The 13,198-nt window shown below is 61.7% G+C and carries 13 protein-coding genes; 1 reads left to right on the top strand and 12 read right to left on the bottom strand.

Features of this window, described 5'->3' with window-relative positions:
* Positions 1-106: 106 nt before the first annotated feature.
* The 7 genes from ltrA to P7F68_RS15465 form a co-directional block, all read right to left on the bottom strand.
* Entirely contained in the window at positions 107-1,144 is a 1,038-nt protein-coding gene (ltrA, locus tag P7F68_RS15490; protein ID WP_277834472.1) for a group II intron reverse transcriptase/maturase, read from the bottom strand.
* 465 nt (positions 1,145-1,609) lie between these two features.
* Positions 1,610-2,299 carry a hypothetical protein gene (locus tag P7F68_RS15485; RefSeq protein ID WP_277834470.1) on the bottom strand — a complete coding sequence of 230 codons (690 nt, stop codon included), beginning with the start codon at positions 2,297-2,299 and terminating at the stop codon, positions 1,610-1,612.
* Positions 2,300-2,393: 94 nt separating this feature from the next.
* Entirely contained in the window at positions 2,394-2,840 is a 447-nt protein-coding gene (locus P7F68_RS15480) for a hypothetical protein (RefSeq protein ID WP_277834468.1), read from the bottom strand.
* Positions 2,841-2,853: 13 nt separating this feature from the next.
* On the bottom strand, positions 2,854-3,555 hold the full coding sequence (locus P7F68_RS15475; protein WP_277834466.1) for a tetratricopeptide repeat protein: 702 nt from the start codon (positions 3,553-3,555) through the stop codon (positions 2,854-2,856).
* Between the two features lie 167 nt (positions 3,556-3,722).
* Positions 3,723-3,980: a hypothetical protein gene (locus tag P7F68_RS15470; RefSeq protein WP_277834464.1), complete on the bottom strand. Its 258-nt coding sequence runs from the start codon at positions 3,978-3,980 to the stop codon at positions 3,723-3,725.
* A gap of 98 nt (positions 3,981-4,078) precedes the next feature.
* The gene (locus P7F68_RS19990; RefSeq protein WP_386039965.1) at positions 4,079-4,375 is read right to left on the bottom strand and encodes an Imm27 family immunity protein; all 297 of its coding nucleotides are present in this window, start codon (positions 4,373-4,375) and stop codon (positions 4,079-4,081) included.
* Positions 4,376-4,450: 75 nt separating this feature from the next.
* Positions 4,451-4,867: a hypothetical protein gene (locus P7F68_RS15465; protein WP_277834462.1), complete on the bottom strand. Its 417-nt coding sequence runs from the start codon at positions 4,865-4,867 to the stop codon at positions 4,451-4,453.
* Between the two features lie 157 nt (positions 4,868-5,024).
* Between P7F68_RS15465 and P7F68_RS15460 the strand changes: the two genes are divergently transcribed.
* Positions 5,025-6,026 (top strand): integron integrase, encoded by a 1,002-nt coding sequence (locus P7F68_RS15460; RefSeq protein ID WP_277834461.1) that lies wholly within the window; start codon positions 5,025-5,027, stop codon positions 6,024-6,026.
* Positions 6,027-6,439: 413 nt separating this feature from the next.
* On the opposite strand, the gene P7F68_RS15455 is transcribed toward P7F68_RS15460, so the two are convergent.
* From P7F68_RS15455 to P7F68_RS15435, 5 genes are all read right to left on the bottom strand, one after another.
* A complete protein-coding gene (locus tag P7F68_RS15455; RefSeq protein ID WP_277834459.1) occupies positions 6,440-6,778 on the bottom strand; it encodes a zinc ribbon domain-containing protein YjdM in 339 nt (112 codons plus the stop codon).
* A gap of 208 nt (positions 6,779-6,986) precedes the next feature.
* Positions 6,987-8,612, bottom strand: a complete 1,626-nt coding sequence (locus P7F68_RS15450) for a DUF1302 domain-containing protein (RefSeq protein ID WP_002939072.1) — start codon at positions 8,610-8,612, stop codon at positions 6,987-6,989.
* A gap of 32 nt (positions 8,613-8,644) precedes the next feature.
* On the bottom strand, positions 8,645-10,027 hold the full coding sequence (locus tag P7F68_RS15445) for a DUF1329 domain-containing protein (protein ID WP_277834456.1): 1,383 nt from the start codon (positions 10,025-10,027) through the stop codon (positions 8,645-8,647).
* Positions 10,028-10,200: 173 nt separating this feature from the next.
* Positions 10,201-11,901, bottom strand: coding sequence for a class I adenylate-forming enzyme family protein (locus P7F68_RS15440; RefSeq protein ID WP_277834454.1), 1,701 nt, complete (start codon positions 11,899-11,901; stop codon positions 10,201-10,203).
* A 16-nt stretch (positions 11,902-11,917) separates the two neighbouring features.
* Positions 11,918-12,991, bottom strand: coding sequence for an MBL fold metallo-hydrolase (locus P7F68_RS15435; RefSeq protein ID WP_002939078.1), 1,074 nt, complete (start codon positions 12,989-12,991; stop codon positions 11,918-11,920).
* Between the last annotated feature and the right edge of the window lie 207 nt (positions 12,992-13,198).

The following is a 13,198-nucleotide window of genomic DNA, read 5'->3' as shown; positions in this document are numbered from 1 at the left end:
CTGGCTCCAATATGCCGATCACGGACTGGCCTCAATGTGCCGATCACGGACTGGCTTCTATGTGCCGATCACGCGGTGGCTCCATTGTGCCGATCATCAACTGGCTTCAATGTGCCGGTCGGTGACATGTACGACGGGTCAGTTCCCGCACGCGGTCTTTCAGCTTGTCGATGGCCTTATCGGCCACCTTGAGCCGCGCGCCGTTGCGGCTGACCGTGAAGCCCAAGAACTTGCGGTTCATGGGCCGATCCACCGCGCTTTTCAGCGGATTCACTGTGAGTCGCAGCGAATCACTGACATAGCGTGTCACGCTGGCCATCACCCGTTCGCCTGCACGTTTGCTTTTGACGAGAATGTTGCAGTCATCGGCATAACGGGCGAAACGGTGGCCGCGCCGGTCCAGTTCCCAATCCAGTTCATCCAGCACCACGTTGGCCAGCACCGGCGAGAGCGGGCCACCTTGCGGCACGCCCATGGCGGTGGCTTCGATGGCGCCTGCCACGCTCACGCCGGCCTTCAGGTAGCGATTGATTAGGCGCAGCAGATCGGCGTCGATGCCGCGTTGCTTGAGTCGCGCTACCAACCGGTCGTGATTGACCCGGTCGAAGAAGGCTTGCAGGTCCATATCCACCACCCAGCCGTGTCCTGCGCGGATGTTCGCCTGGACTTCGCGTACGGCTTGATGGGCCGAGCGCCCAGGTCGGAATCCGTAGCTGTGGCGGTGAAAGTGCGGTTCCCATTGCGCCGATACGACTTGCGCGATGGCTTGCTGGATGAAGCGGTCCAACACCGTGGGTATGCCCAAAGGGCGCGTCTTCCCGTCTGGCTTGGGAATTTCTACGCGTTTGACGGGTTGCGGACGATAGTTGCCTGCTTCCAGTTGCGCGCGAATTTCCAGCCAGTGGTGTTTCAGGTAGTCCGGTAGTTCATCGACTGTCATGCCGTCGATGCCAGGCGCGCCTTTGTTCTGGCGCACTTGCTTCAATGCGCGCTGCAGGTTGGCCCGATCAAGTACGTGGGCCAGCAACGCTTGGGTGTGAATCGACTCCGGTTGGCGTGACGATCCAGCGGCGAGTTCATCCTGCGGCGTGGCCGCAGCCTGCTTACGCAGGTGGTCAGATGCGTTCTCGTCTCTCTTCTTCACGTTCCTTTGTCTTTCATCGTTTGGGCCTTCGACGGGGGCATCCCGCCTACTATGCCCGCTGCTGACTTCTCCGCGGTATTCAGCGCCCGTTGCCAGACGCCCAGCTTCGATCCTCCGAAGCACCGGGGAGATCTCCCGGGGTAAGACGCGTTACCTTCACTGCATAGACGCCGGATTTATAAAGCACACCCTACTACCGCAGATGGAGGACTTCGCGGTCACGTGCCCGCTCGTCCCGAGTGCGCCACACCTCATATCCGGTTTTTGTTCATCGCCCCGCAGTTTCGGATTGGGCTTCCTTCAGACCACGCCTCACGGCGTCGCCCTTGCCCTTCTCCTTGCCTTCGGCTCTGCAAACCTGGCCATCGGACTTTCACCGACGAAGTAACGCGCCATGCCCGGCGCACACGTTCGACATGAGCGGCATGACCCGGCTTGCCGGGGCATGTCCGCTTGATGGAGGGGTTAGGCGTCATTCGGCGAGCCCGCTGCTTCCCAACGAGCGAGCCAGGCCTTGAAGTCGAAGTCATCCCTGTACCCAACTACGGCCGTGGCAGTTTCGACGATCAGGCGATCTAAGTCCTGCATGACGTCTCCGCCCGTAAGCACACCCACGATTGTTCCTCCAGTACCCGGGCCGCCAGGTTCGTGCTTCGCCCAGTGAAATTTGTACCTTTCGCGTACGTAGCTCCTGATGTGAGCAGCAGCTCCATCTTTCCCGAAGTGCTTGCCGGGGTAGAACTCTGCAAGCTTGAGCCAGATGAGTTCGTAGAAGTCCACGACGTCGTACGTCGCCTTGCGCATCTCAACGGTGATGCCAGTGTCCCATCCCGGTTGCGCGGTTCGACATGCAATGATCTTGAGTTCTGGGAGTGACTGAAAGAGACGGACATCAGTGGGTTCATCCAGCGAACGTCGAACGTAGTCGTTAGGGACTTCGTCCTTGAACTCCGTCGGAAGCGCCTGTTCGGCGATTTGGTCCTTGCGTCTGTGCAGAGCAATCGCTGCTAGGGCGAAGACGAGCGCAAGGGCACCGGAACCGCCGGCATACGCGTAGTCCTTGATCGACAGAAAGTACCAGAGGGCCCCGGTGGCAAAGATTCCGGAGGTCCACCAGCAGGTTTGGATTAACCAATCAGGTACGGTGCGACTCATGACGCCTAACGTTGAAGGTAAGGGGCGCTGCGCGGCGCTTTATCGCGCAGCGTCCAGCGACCGAAGGGAGCGGCCTTGACCGTAGTGTTGGGCGTCATGGGGTAGATCGTGGCTTGAGCGCAGGGTTCTGGAACACGGAGAACGACCATCCTTCTGCATCACATTCGAATGTGTTGTCCCGTAGGTAGAACAGAAAGTGTCTGGTCTTGCCCGTTGGCTCCGATAAGACTATCCAATCGTTTGGGGCGCGGTCGAGAAGCAAGTCTCCGGCGAGTTCATAAAACTCACCCCAAGCCGGTGCGACGCGTGAAAAGCGACATTGGCCTAGATACCAGCCTTCATCGTTGGCCGGGCCGAGGCGATAGCGCGAACAGCCTTCAAAGCGAAGAATGCCTTTGTCTTCCTCGTTGAACTGAGGGTACTGAAAGGCGTTCAAGAAGAACCCCAAGAACAGAGTCCTGCCGTCCCGCGTGATGTAGGGCTCGGGAGCATTTGGCTCCGCGTTCCAACCACTATTGAGTCGCGTAAAGACGGTGCTCATGACGCCCAACGTCCTAGTTCAGGGGCGCTGCGCCGCTTTTTGGCGCAGCGTCGCCTGCAACGCCGGGTTGGGCGTCTTTGGTGGCGCGAAGAGCGGTTGGTGCCCAAGTTTCAGATTGCTCTCTGCATGACGTAAGTTGCTCCGCTGATAACGAGCGCTCGAAGTACGGAATGACTCGACCGAGATGAGTGAGTAGCTGACGCTCGCTAGACGCAGCAAACTTGCGCGCTCGGAAGGCCCAGACGCAGGCGGCAACCAAGTCTTTCTCTCCGAGCTGGCCTGCGCCATACATGTTTGCAATGTTCCACATGGCTTCAGCCCACCCAAGATCAGCCGCACGGGAATAGAGTTCGAACCCCTTGCGGCGGTCTTGTTTGACTCCCAAGCCAAGGTCGTAAAGGTAGGCGAGGTTGTTCGTCGCAAGTGCGTGCCCTTGTGCGGATGCCTTTTCGTACCAAGGCAATGCTTCCTCGTAGCGTTTCTCGGCTTGGAAGCCGCTACCCAGGCTGTTCTGCGCCTCAGCGTGGCCGCGTTCAGCGGCCATGCGATACCACTTCATTGCTTCGTTACCGTCGCGTGGCGTACCCTTCCCTGAGTCGTAAGCCGAACCGACAAGAAACTGCGCATTGATGTCACCAGCCTCGGCCTTGGTAATGAGCGCCTTAGTTTCCGAAGAAAGGAACCAGTCGGCGAGCGCGACGTTTGAGAACGCCATGAGGACTATGGAACACACTGAGACCAAGAGAGCATTCATATGAGATGGCCTAAGCATGGGATAAAGACGCCCAACGTTGTAGGTAAGGGGCGCTGCGCGGCGCTTTATCGCGCAGCGTCCAGCGACCGGAGGGAGCGGCCTTGATCGCAGTGTTAGGCATGGATTTTTCAGTCGCCAAGTGCCTCTCCGAATGACATTCCATCCTCGAATGGATCGAGTCTTTCCTTTGCGCGAGCCACCAACATCTCAAGCGCGAGCAAGGGAACCTCCTCTACAAATAAACTGACAGAAACCGTGTGATTGGCGTCGCAGCGGAATACTTCAGCAGTAATTTGATTCTTGCCATCGAGAAGTTCTAGCCCCAGGCCATCACGGATGACGTCTGAAACAACCTGGGTGCGCCACGGCCCGAAAGATTTGGACATAGATGCCTAACGTTTGAATTCACCGGACTGGCGCGGCTTGCCGCGACAGGTCCGGTGGAATGATTGGTTGGGCCACGCACGGTGCATTAAATAGGCCCTCAAAGAGTCGTACTGTTTGGCCACTGACCGTATTTCTCTTCAGCTTGCGAACGAGAAATGGACGTGAGCGCAGGCGGCCCTCCGCCGTGCATTTCTCCCTGGGGGTAAGTGCGCTCCCACAGGCGATGGTCGTTTGGGTCGTGGAATAGCGTGGACCACCCGTCCGGGCTGCGCCTGAGTTCAACAAGATAGTGGGTGACGAGATGGTCAATTCGCTCGCATGTCGCATCCTGAATAAGGGAAGCACCGCGTTTCAGCCATTGACCGACCAGGACAGTTTCCTCGGGCTTCAGCATGTGGCCCAACGCCCGTCATAAACGGCGCGAGGAACGAGCGTCCGGCGACCGTAGGGAGCGAATTTAATGGTCTTGTTATGCATTCTTAACTTCGATGAACCACTTGGGCTGCATTTCATTGAAGTCCGTTCGAATATTAGAGGGCAGGTAACTTGCTGAGTCTAGGACAAAACCTTCACCATCTACGCGCTTGAAAACGACCCAGTGCCAGAAATTTTTGCCATCTTCCTGATGGTGCTTGATGGACAGCAATGCTAGATCGGGCAGTGCACCCCAAGATTCAAAAGGAATTTCATCGGAAGACGTCTCGACTCCAGCATGGAATAACATTTTCCTTACATACTGGGTATCAGACCAAAGCGACTTATCTTCAGCATAGATACCCATGGCATTTGCCGTTGCTTTCATTTCCGAATAGGTCTTGCCAAGAATGTTCGCAACGGACGCAATTCCGCACCCTGTGGTTTCTTCCTGTATTACGGACTTCAGCACCGTTCTCTCCTTAATGCATAACTTTGTTTTAGGGCGACTGCCCTGCTGTGTAACATCGGCACTGCTCCGTAACATCGAACACCGACCTGCGTCGTAAAGCGCTTGCTGCCTTGATGCACAGGGCATAGACTGTACAAAACAACAGTCATAACAAGCCATGAAAACCAGCACTGCACCGTTACCGCCGCTGCGTTCGGTCAAGGTTCTGGACCAGTTGCGTGAGCGCATACGCTACTTGCATTACAGCTTACGAACCGAACAGGCGTATGTCCACTGGGTTCGTGCCTTCATCCGTTTCCACGGCGTGCGTCACCCAACAACCTTGGGCAGCAGCGAAGTCGAGGCATTCCTGTCCTGGCTGGCGAACGAGCGTAAGGTTTCGGCATCCACGCATCGGCAGGCATTGGCGGCCTTGCTGTTCTTCTACGGCAAGGTGCTGTGCGCGGATCTGCCGTGGCTTCAGGAGATCGGAAGACCTCGGCCGTCGCGGCGCTTACCGGTCGTGCTGACCCCGGATGAGGTGGTTCGCATCCTCGGTTTTCTGGAAGGGGAGCATCGTTTGTTCGCCCAGCTTCTGTATGGAACGGGCATGCGGATCAGCGAGGGTTTGCAACTGCGGGTCAAGGATCTGGATTTCGATCACGGCACGATCATCGTCCGGGAGGGCAAGGGCTCCAAGGATCGGGCATTGATGTTGCCCGAGAGCTTGGTGCCCGGCCTGCGCGAGCAGTTGGCGCGTGCCCGGGCATGGTGGCTGAAGGACCAGGCCGAGGGCCGCAGCGGCGTTGCGCTTCCCGACGCCCTTGAGCGGAAGTATCCGCGCGCCGGGCATTCTTGGCCGTGGTTCTGGGTCTTTGCGCAGCACACGCATTCGACCGACCCAAGGAGCGGTGTCGTGCGTCGCCATCATATGTATGACCAGACCTTTCAGCGCGCCTTCAAACGTGCTGTGGAAGAAGCAGGTGTCGCGAAGCCTGCTACACCGCATACCCTGCGCCACTCGTTCGCAACGGCCTTGCTCCGTAGCGGTTACGACATTCGAACTGTGCAGGATCTGCTCGGCCATTCCGACGTCTCGACGACGATGATCTACACGCACGTACTGAAAGTCGGCGGTGCCGGCGTCCGATCACCTCTCGATGCACTGCCGCCCCTCTAGCGAAAGGTAGAGCGACCCTTGACAATCTTGGCGGATTCACTGCCCATGCCCGGAACCCATCGGCGTCGCGTCGAACGGCCGGCTTCGGAAACTGCTCCCTGTGTCTGCTTCTGGCCGAGTCGAGCCAAGTCAGGGTTCAAGTTGGCCTCCCTAAACCGGTCACCCAAGGCAATCCAGCGAGGGAAATCCTGGCCGGATCTCCAACGGCCGTTGATGACCGAACTGAGCCCTCAGTCTGGTCCTGCACCGAGGCCTCCCGAGGCGGTGTCGACGCCGACAGGGGCAATGCGATCAACCAAGCTCGCTTGGTGATAGCAGCGTTCCTGCCGTCGGTGTCGCCGCCTCGCACACGGACGCTGAAGCCAGCGACCTATCCCGTACCTTGCGCACGGCGGTCGCTGGTTCGAGGCCCATCAGGCCTTCTTTACAAACTCGGACTTCAGCCCCATCGCGCCGATGCCGTCGATCTTGCAGTCGATGTCGTGATCGCCGTCGACGAGCCGAATGCTCTTGACCTTGGTGCCGACCTTCACCACCGTCGACGAGCCCTTGACCTTCAGGTCCTTGATGACGGTGACGCTGTCGCCGTCCTGGAGAATGTTGCCGACGGCATCGCGAACGACGCGCACTTCCTCCGCCGCGCTAGCCGCCACCTTGGGCCACTCGTGCGCGCACTCGGGGCAGACGAACACCTCACCGTCTTCATAGGTGTATTCGGAACTGCATTGGGGGCACTTGGGGAGGGAATTCATATAGCTGTCTCTGGCAGGAATGCGATATCAAGCGTTGGCAAGGGACAGGATGGTACTTGCTATGGCCGCCGAGCGAGAACTGCCTGACGGTCCGGTCATGACGGGCAGCGCCCTTTCAGCAGTGGCATGGCCCGCCATCGCGCCGGGTCAACGAAAAATGCCCGCCGGGCAAGATGCACCGGCGGGCACTGAGGACGACAGTCGCTGGTCAGAACGAATACTTCATCGTGAGCGAGAGCTGGTCGCGGTCGGTCAGGCCGCGGAAGTTCTTCGGCCTCTCGATGCCGAGACGGCCCAGGTTGGCGTCGCCCAAGTAGCCGAGGTAGGTCAGGCCGACCTGGAAGTTGCGCTTGTAGGTCATCGTTGCGCCGACACTCAAACGATGATCACCCTCGCCGCCCACGCCACCGAGCAAAGTCCGCCCCTGGATCTGGCGAGCATAAGCAACGTTGGTGCCCAGCTCCCAGTTCTCGATGATGCCCGGGTAGCTCGAAATCAGCATCGCCTGGAAGGCCATGCCGTGACTGCCGAAGAACAGGTCCTTGTTCTCGGGCGCCAAGAAATCGACAAACGCTCCGGGCAGGGCGCTCGCGCCAGGGACGCGTCGGGCAACCGGGTTGCGCACGTCAACATAGGACACTTCAGCCAGCAGTTGCGACTGTGGAGCGATCCACGTACGGCCAAGGTTGATGAAGGTATTGATGTTGGTCTGAAGAATGTCGGCCGTGGTCGAGGTGGGAATCACGTTACCCGAAAGCGCTGTCTTCACGAGGGCAGGGGCATCCATCTTGTAGGACACCTCCATGCCGAGCGTGGCGACCCCAAAGGTGGTGCTCAGGGTCGCACCGACAAGCTTGACGTCCTCCTGGTAGCGAATCTGGTAGGACGGGCCGCTGATGAAGTTCGTGTCCACATTCGGGGTGCGGTCGTGATAGTTGAGGTAGTAGAGCCCCACCTCAGTCTCATCCGTCACGCGATAGCGGGTACCGATGCCCCACTGCCCAGTCTTGCCCGGTCGATCGTCAGCCGCGCGGCGCACTGCACAGAAGCCGCTGACCTTGAGGCACTGAGCCCCCGGGCCGGTGATGTCGCTCGTGCTCAGGAACGAGCCGACCGCCGGAGCGATGGTCTCATGCCAGTTGTACTGGACATGCCCCAGCAGCGACCACTTGTCATTGACTTCGTACTGGATCGAGAACTGGTCCTCGGGCAGCAGTTGGTCCTTGACTTCGGTACCGGGAACGCCCGTCTTGGTACCGTCGGCCGGACCTTGCGCCAGGGAGATGCCGGGGAAGAACAGCGCCTCGCCCCAGGACACCACGTGCTTGCCGAGACGGACCGTCGCCCTGCCCTGCTCGCCGACACCGAAAGAGGTGTAGCCATAGGCATCGAGCAGACGGCTGTAGCCGCCATGGTAGCGCTTGGTGGCGCTGCTGAATTCGTCCGCAGGGCCGGAAAGCTTGTTCGGTGCGGTCAGCGACGAATTGTCATTCGAGCGATGATAGACATCGTCGTAGAAGGTGCTGGCCGACAGCACGAAACCCGAATTGCCCTTCTTCAGGTGTGCATCGAGCAGCAGACCCAGGCGATTTGCCGTCAGATCGCCACGACCGAAATTGTTGTTGCCATCATTGCCGTTGGCGTTGGTCGCCTCCGAGGCAAGCAGGGGATCGCGCGACTCAAGCCGGGTCGACATCGTGTAGGTGGTGTTCACCCGCCAGTCAAGGACCATGCCGTTGTCGAATTCGATCGCCTTGCCGGCAAAAGCCGGTGCCATCACACCCATCCCGATCACGGCGAGCGCGACCGGCTTCATCTTCTTGTGCAGTTTCATGCTGCGTGCTCCCTATCGTTTGCTTTGATCGCTCACTGGCCCATCGCACGCAGCGCGGCGGGGGTGTACATGTCGGGGGTCAGGTCGCCGGCATTCAGCACCCACGCGTTGTCACGCTCCTGGATCAGGTTGAAGCCAACGTAGGCTCCGGCGTTGAGGTCGTGGTAGAAGGCGGTGCCGGCCTGCCAGGCGTTGAGGTCGAAAGCGTAGAAGTGGTTGATGAAGGCGTGCTGCCAGAGCTGGCCGCGCTGGTCGTAGTAGTCGCCCACCGAGGCCTGCCAGTTGTCCTCGTCGATGAACAGCACGCGCTTGCCAAAGGCGTGGCGGAAGCCCTCCTTGAGCTTGCCTTCGAGCACCCAGACACGACGCAGCTCGTAGCGCATGTAGTCGGGCTTGGCGTGCCCCTTCGTCAGCAGGTCGGCGTACTTCACGTCCTTGGAATGGATGCGGTAGGCGTTCGCGGGGATGTACATCTCCTTCTTGCCCTGCAGGGTCCACTCGTAACGGCTGGGGTCGCCGTTCATCAGGCGGTCCTGGTCGATGGTCATCTTGCCGCTGGTACCACCCATGGGAGAGTCGAAGCCGTAGGTCGGCAGCTGACGCACGCGGCGGGTGCCCGGGTCGTACTGCCAGGCCAGACGCTTGGCGCGCGCAAAGTTGACCGGTTCCTGCGAGGCGGTGAAGCTGCCGCGGTCGCGCTCGGGCAGCAGCGTGCCCGAGATCGAGTAGGCCATCAGGCCCTCCATCGGCTTGCCCAGTTCGCCCGGCGAAGTGACGACGTTGAGGTTCTTGTTGACCTGGCGCCCCCAGGTGATGCTGCCGTTCGAGGAAACGTCCGCGATGTCACGAACGACGTGCTCGGTGAACGCGCGGTAAGGGAAGTTCATGTTGGCCAGGACTTCCATCGGCTCCTTCGGGATCGGGAAGCCGACCGGGCCCTTGTAGCCGGTGTAGCCCAGGCCGCCATCGATGAGCTCGGCCTCGAGCGCGTTCTTCTTGGCCAGCTCGCAGATGATGTCCGGATAGCGGAAATCACGACGGCTCTGATACACCGGCATGCGGAAAGTATCCGGGAAGCGCTTGAACATCCCGACCTGGCCTTCGCTCAGCTTGTCGGCGTACTGCTCGTAGTTGGCCGCAGTGATCTCGAACAGCGGCTTGTCCTCGGGGTACACGTCCACCGGATGCTGACCAACATGCGGCGTGTATTCCACGTGCGGCGGCTTGCCCAGCCATTTGCCGGAGAAGGCGGGGATGCTGCCATCGGCATTCGCGGCGGCTTCGGCACCCACGCAGGTCAGCTCCTTGCCCAACTTGGCGGCTTCGGCCTCGCTGACCTTGGCCATGGCACTGCTCGCAGTCATCGACAACGCGATCGTCGTCATGACGGGTACCCAGATGCGGGTCTTGATCATTTACGTCTCCTTCCTGGTGGGCGTTCTAAGTGTCCCGATTGATCCGGCTGACCGGATGCAGGCAGGGCGGTTTTCCCAAAGCGCTGCTTTTGCATCCGGTGCCATTGTTTTTCCGCTGGGTCACTCGTCACATCGTCCGATGGGACTAAATCAAGTCCAGAAGTGGAAATAACTCAGTGCTCGGGCGCAGCGACGAAGGCCGCGCGCAGTTGGCCCTTGAGCAGCTTTCCGGCCGGATTGCGCGGCAGCGCCTGGCTGCGCACCTGCACCACCGCCGGCACCTTGTAGGCCGCCAGGTGGGCAGCGACGTGCGCGCGTACGGCCTCGGCGTCCAGGGCCGAGTCCTCGCGCACCGACAGCACCGCGGCCACCGCTTCGCCGGTGTCTTCGTCCGGCACGGCGAATACCGCGGCCTCGAGGACATCCGGCAGATGCAGCAGGCAGGACTCGACCTCGGCGGCGGCGATCTTTTCGCCGCAGCGGTTGATCACGTCCTTGATCCGATCGACGACGAAGAGGAAGTCCTCCTCGTCCAGGTAGCCGACGTCCCCGGTGCGGAACCAGCCTTCGCTCATGGCCGCTGCACTCGCCTCCGGATTGCGCCAGTAGCCGTCCATGACGGTGACGCCGCGCAGCCAGATCTCGCCCTGCTCGCCCTGTGGCAGCGGCTGCCCAGCGGCATCCACCACCCGCACTTCGATGATCGGCGAGGTCAGGCCCGAGCTGCGCGGCTTGTACGCGAACAGGCTGCCCGAGGTCGCTGCGGCGACGCCATTGGTCTCGGTCAGCCCGAAGCCGATGCCCGACATCGAATTCGGCTTGCGCTGCATCACCTCGTCGATCAGGCGCTGCGGCAGGCCTGCGCCGCCGAAGCCCAGCCCGCCCAGGCTGCCGGTGACGGCGGGGTCGTCGAAGCCGGGCTGAGCAAGCAGTTGCATGACCATCGACGGCGCACCATTGAACTGGGTGATGCGCTCGGCGCGGATCAACTCGATCGCCTTCTCCGGGTCCCAGCGCGGCATGAAGACCAGGCGCCGGCCGTTGCGCAACGAAGTCAGCAGCTGGGCGTGCAGGCCGCTGACGTGGAAGAGCGGCACCGCGGTCAGCGTGGTCGGCGGCAGGCCACGCGCCATCAGCGCGGCGACCACCTCGGGCGAGGTCATGCCCGACAGCGCGCCGATGAAGTCGATGTTGAACAAGGCCTGGCACACCGCACGCTGCGAGGACAGCACGCCCTTGGCGCGGCTGGTGGCGCCCGAGGTGAACAGGATCAGGGCCGGGTCGTCGGGCTGCAGCGCGGGGAGCGCAGCAGGCGTTGCGGCGCGCGCGGCCAGCTCGGCATACGCCGCCACGCCCTCAGGCACGGCCCCATCGCCAACACACAGCACGCGGCAGCCGCCGACACGGACAGCGCCACCGACGCGCTCGAGGCGCTCGACGTCGCACACGAACAGCTGCGGCTCGACATCGGCGAGCGCGTCGTGCAACTCCTCTCCCAGGCCGAAGCTGTTGAGCGGCGCCGGTACCGCGCCGATCAGCGCCGCAGCGACAAAGGCCACTCCCCATTCGGGCCGGTTGCGCATGGCGATGGCGACCCTCGCCCCCGGCCCCAGACCCCACTCGCGCATCTGCGCCGCGAGCGCGTCGGCCTCGGCGAAGAAGCGCGCAAAGGTCCAGGTTTCGCCCTGATAGACGATGAAGGGCTTGTCGCCATGTGCACGCGCGCTGGCGAGCAGCTCGGGCAGCGTGCGAAAGGCGTTGCGATAGACGCGGAAGGCCTGGCCACGGACCACCTCTTCGACGACTTCGAAGGGCGCTCCGGGCGCCGTCAGTTGGGCGCGGACCTTATGGGCAAGTTCGGAAAGCTGGGACATGGGTCACTCCTGAAGATCAGTTCGCGAGGCTGAAGCGATACATGCCGTCATCGTCCAGCACCCGTCGGACCTGGCCGGCGTAACGCAGCCAGGAGAGGTGTGCAATGGTCTCGCCCAGCGCCATCATGTCCTCGACGGCACTGAGCGGACGGGAAAAGAGTCGTGCCTTGGCCTCGAACGCGGTGGACGCGCCCGACGCCTGCAGGTGGTCCCGCACGATATCGAACTGCCCCTGATGATGCACCTGCAGCTCGTGCACCCGGCGGTGCAGCCCGCTGAACACGCGCTCGTGGGAGGGCAGCACCAGCGTGCCGGGCGCCAGGCAGGCAAGGCGGTCCAGCGAGTCCAGCCACAGCTGCAGCGGGTTGGCCTCGGGCTCGATATCGGTCACCAGAACGTTGGAGGTGATGCGCGGCAACAACTGGTCGCCGGCGATCAGCAGACGATCGGACTCGCAGTACAGGCAGGCATGCTCGGGCGAGTGCCCCTCGCCGATCACCACACGCCACGCGCGCCCGCCGATCGTCAGCACCTGTGCCTCGCGCAGACGGCTGAAGGCGCGCGGCTGAGGCGGCATGAAGGGGTCGCGGCGCAGCTTGGCGAACATCTCGTCGACACGCTCGCGCGGCATCCCCGCACGCAGGTAGAACTGCAGCAGCGAACCGGGCAGCGGCTCGGGCGGGGGCCCGGCCAGCGTGCGCATGGTGTAGTACTCGCCATGCGTCATGTAGAGGGGCACCGCGTGGCGCTCGGTGAGCCACGCCGACAGCCCGGCGTGGTCGTAGTGGAAATGCGTGCAGATCACGCCCTTTAGCGGCAGCCCGTCGAAATGCCGCGCCATCACCTCGTCCCAGAGCGCACGGGTGCGCTCGGTGTTGAGGCCGGTATCGACGATGAACCAGCCGTCGCCGTCGCGCAGCAGATACACGTTGATGTGGTCGAGCTGCATCGGCATCGGCATGCGCACCCACAGCACGCCGGGTGCGAGCGTGACGGCGGCGCCGTCGGGCGTCGGCGCCTCATGCGGAAACTCGATCTGTTCGTCGACCGGGGGGGTCTGTGCGCGTGGTGCGCTCCGGGGTTCAGCCATGTCGCCTCCGTTGGCCACTGTCGTGGTCGTTCTAGTCCTTATCGCTCCGCACCTTATGCGGCAGCGGGTGCCGGGAACACGTCCAAAAGGACGATGCCCGTCCGCTACCACAAACGCCACCCCGGCCTTGACCATCGTCCAAACAGAGGATGTGCCCCGTTGCCGGCGCGACCAGAATCGGGTCGCATCGCAGGGTGTGGCATGGGC

Source organism: Thauera mechernichensis (assembly GCF_029588855.1).
GTDB lineage: Bacteria > Pseudomonadota > Gammaproteobacteria > Burkholderiales > Rhodocyclaceae > Thauera > Thauera mechernichensis.
This window is presented reverse-complemented; position numbering and strand designations above follow the sequence as displayed.

Excerpts from the sequence above, each read along its gene's own strand:
- P7F68_RS15485 (WP_277834470.1), bottom strand. The coding sequence starts at position 2,299 with ATGAGTCGCACCGTACCTGATTGGTTAATCCAAACCTGCTGGTGGACC.
- P7F68_RS15480 (WP_277834468.1), bottom strand. The coding sequence starts at position 2,840 with ATGAGCACCGTCTTTACGCGACTCAATAGTGGTTGGAACGCGGAGCCA.
- P7F68_RS15475 (WP_277834466.1), bottom strand. The coding sequence starts at position 3,555 with ATGGCGTTCTCAAACGTCGCGCTCGCCGACTGGTTCCTTTCTTCGGAA.
- P7F68_RS15470 (WP_277834464.1), bottom strand. The coding sequence starts at position 3,980 with ATGTCCAAATCTTTCGGGCCGTGGCGCACCCAGGTTGTTTCAGACGTC.
- P7F68_RS19990 (WP_386039965.1), bottom strand. The coding sequence starts at position 4,375 with ATGCTGAAGCCCGAGGAAACTGTCCTGGTCGGTCAATGGCTGAAACGC.
- P7F68_RS15460 (WP_277834461.1), top strand. The coding sequence starts at position 5,025 with ATGAAAACCAGCACTGCACCGTTACCGCCGCTGCGTTCGGTCAAGGTT.
- P7F68_RS15455 (WP_277834459.1), bottom strand. The coding sequence starts at position 6,778 with ATGAATTCCCTCCCCAAGTGCCCCCAATGCAGTTCCGAATACACCTAT.
- P7F68_RS15450 (WP_002939072.1), bottom strand. The coding sequence starts at position 8,612 with ATGAAACTGCACAAGAAGATGAAGCCGGTCGCGCTCGCCGTGATCGGG.
- P7F68_RS15445 (WP_277834456.1), bottom strand. The coding sequence starts at position 10,027 with ATGATCAAGACCCGCATCTGGGTACCCGTCATGACGACGATCGCGTTG.
- P7F68_RS15440 (WP_277834454.1), bottom strand. The coding sequence starts at position 11,901 with ATGTCCCAGCTTTCCGAACTTGCCCATAAGGTCCGCGCCCAACTGACG.
- P7F68_RS15435 (WP_002939078.1), bottom strand. The coding sequence starts at position 12,991 with ATGGCTGAACCCCGGAGCGCACCACGCGCACAGACCCCCCCGGTCGAC.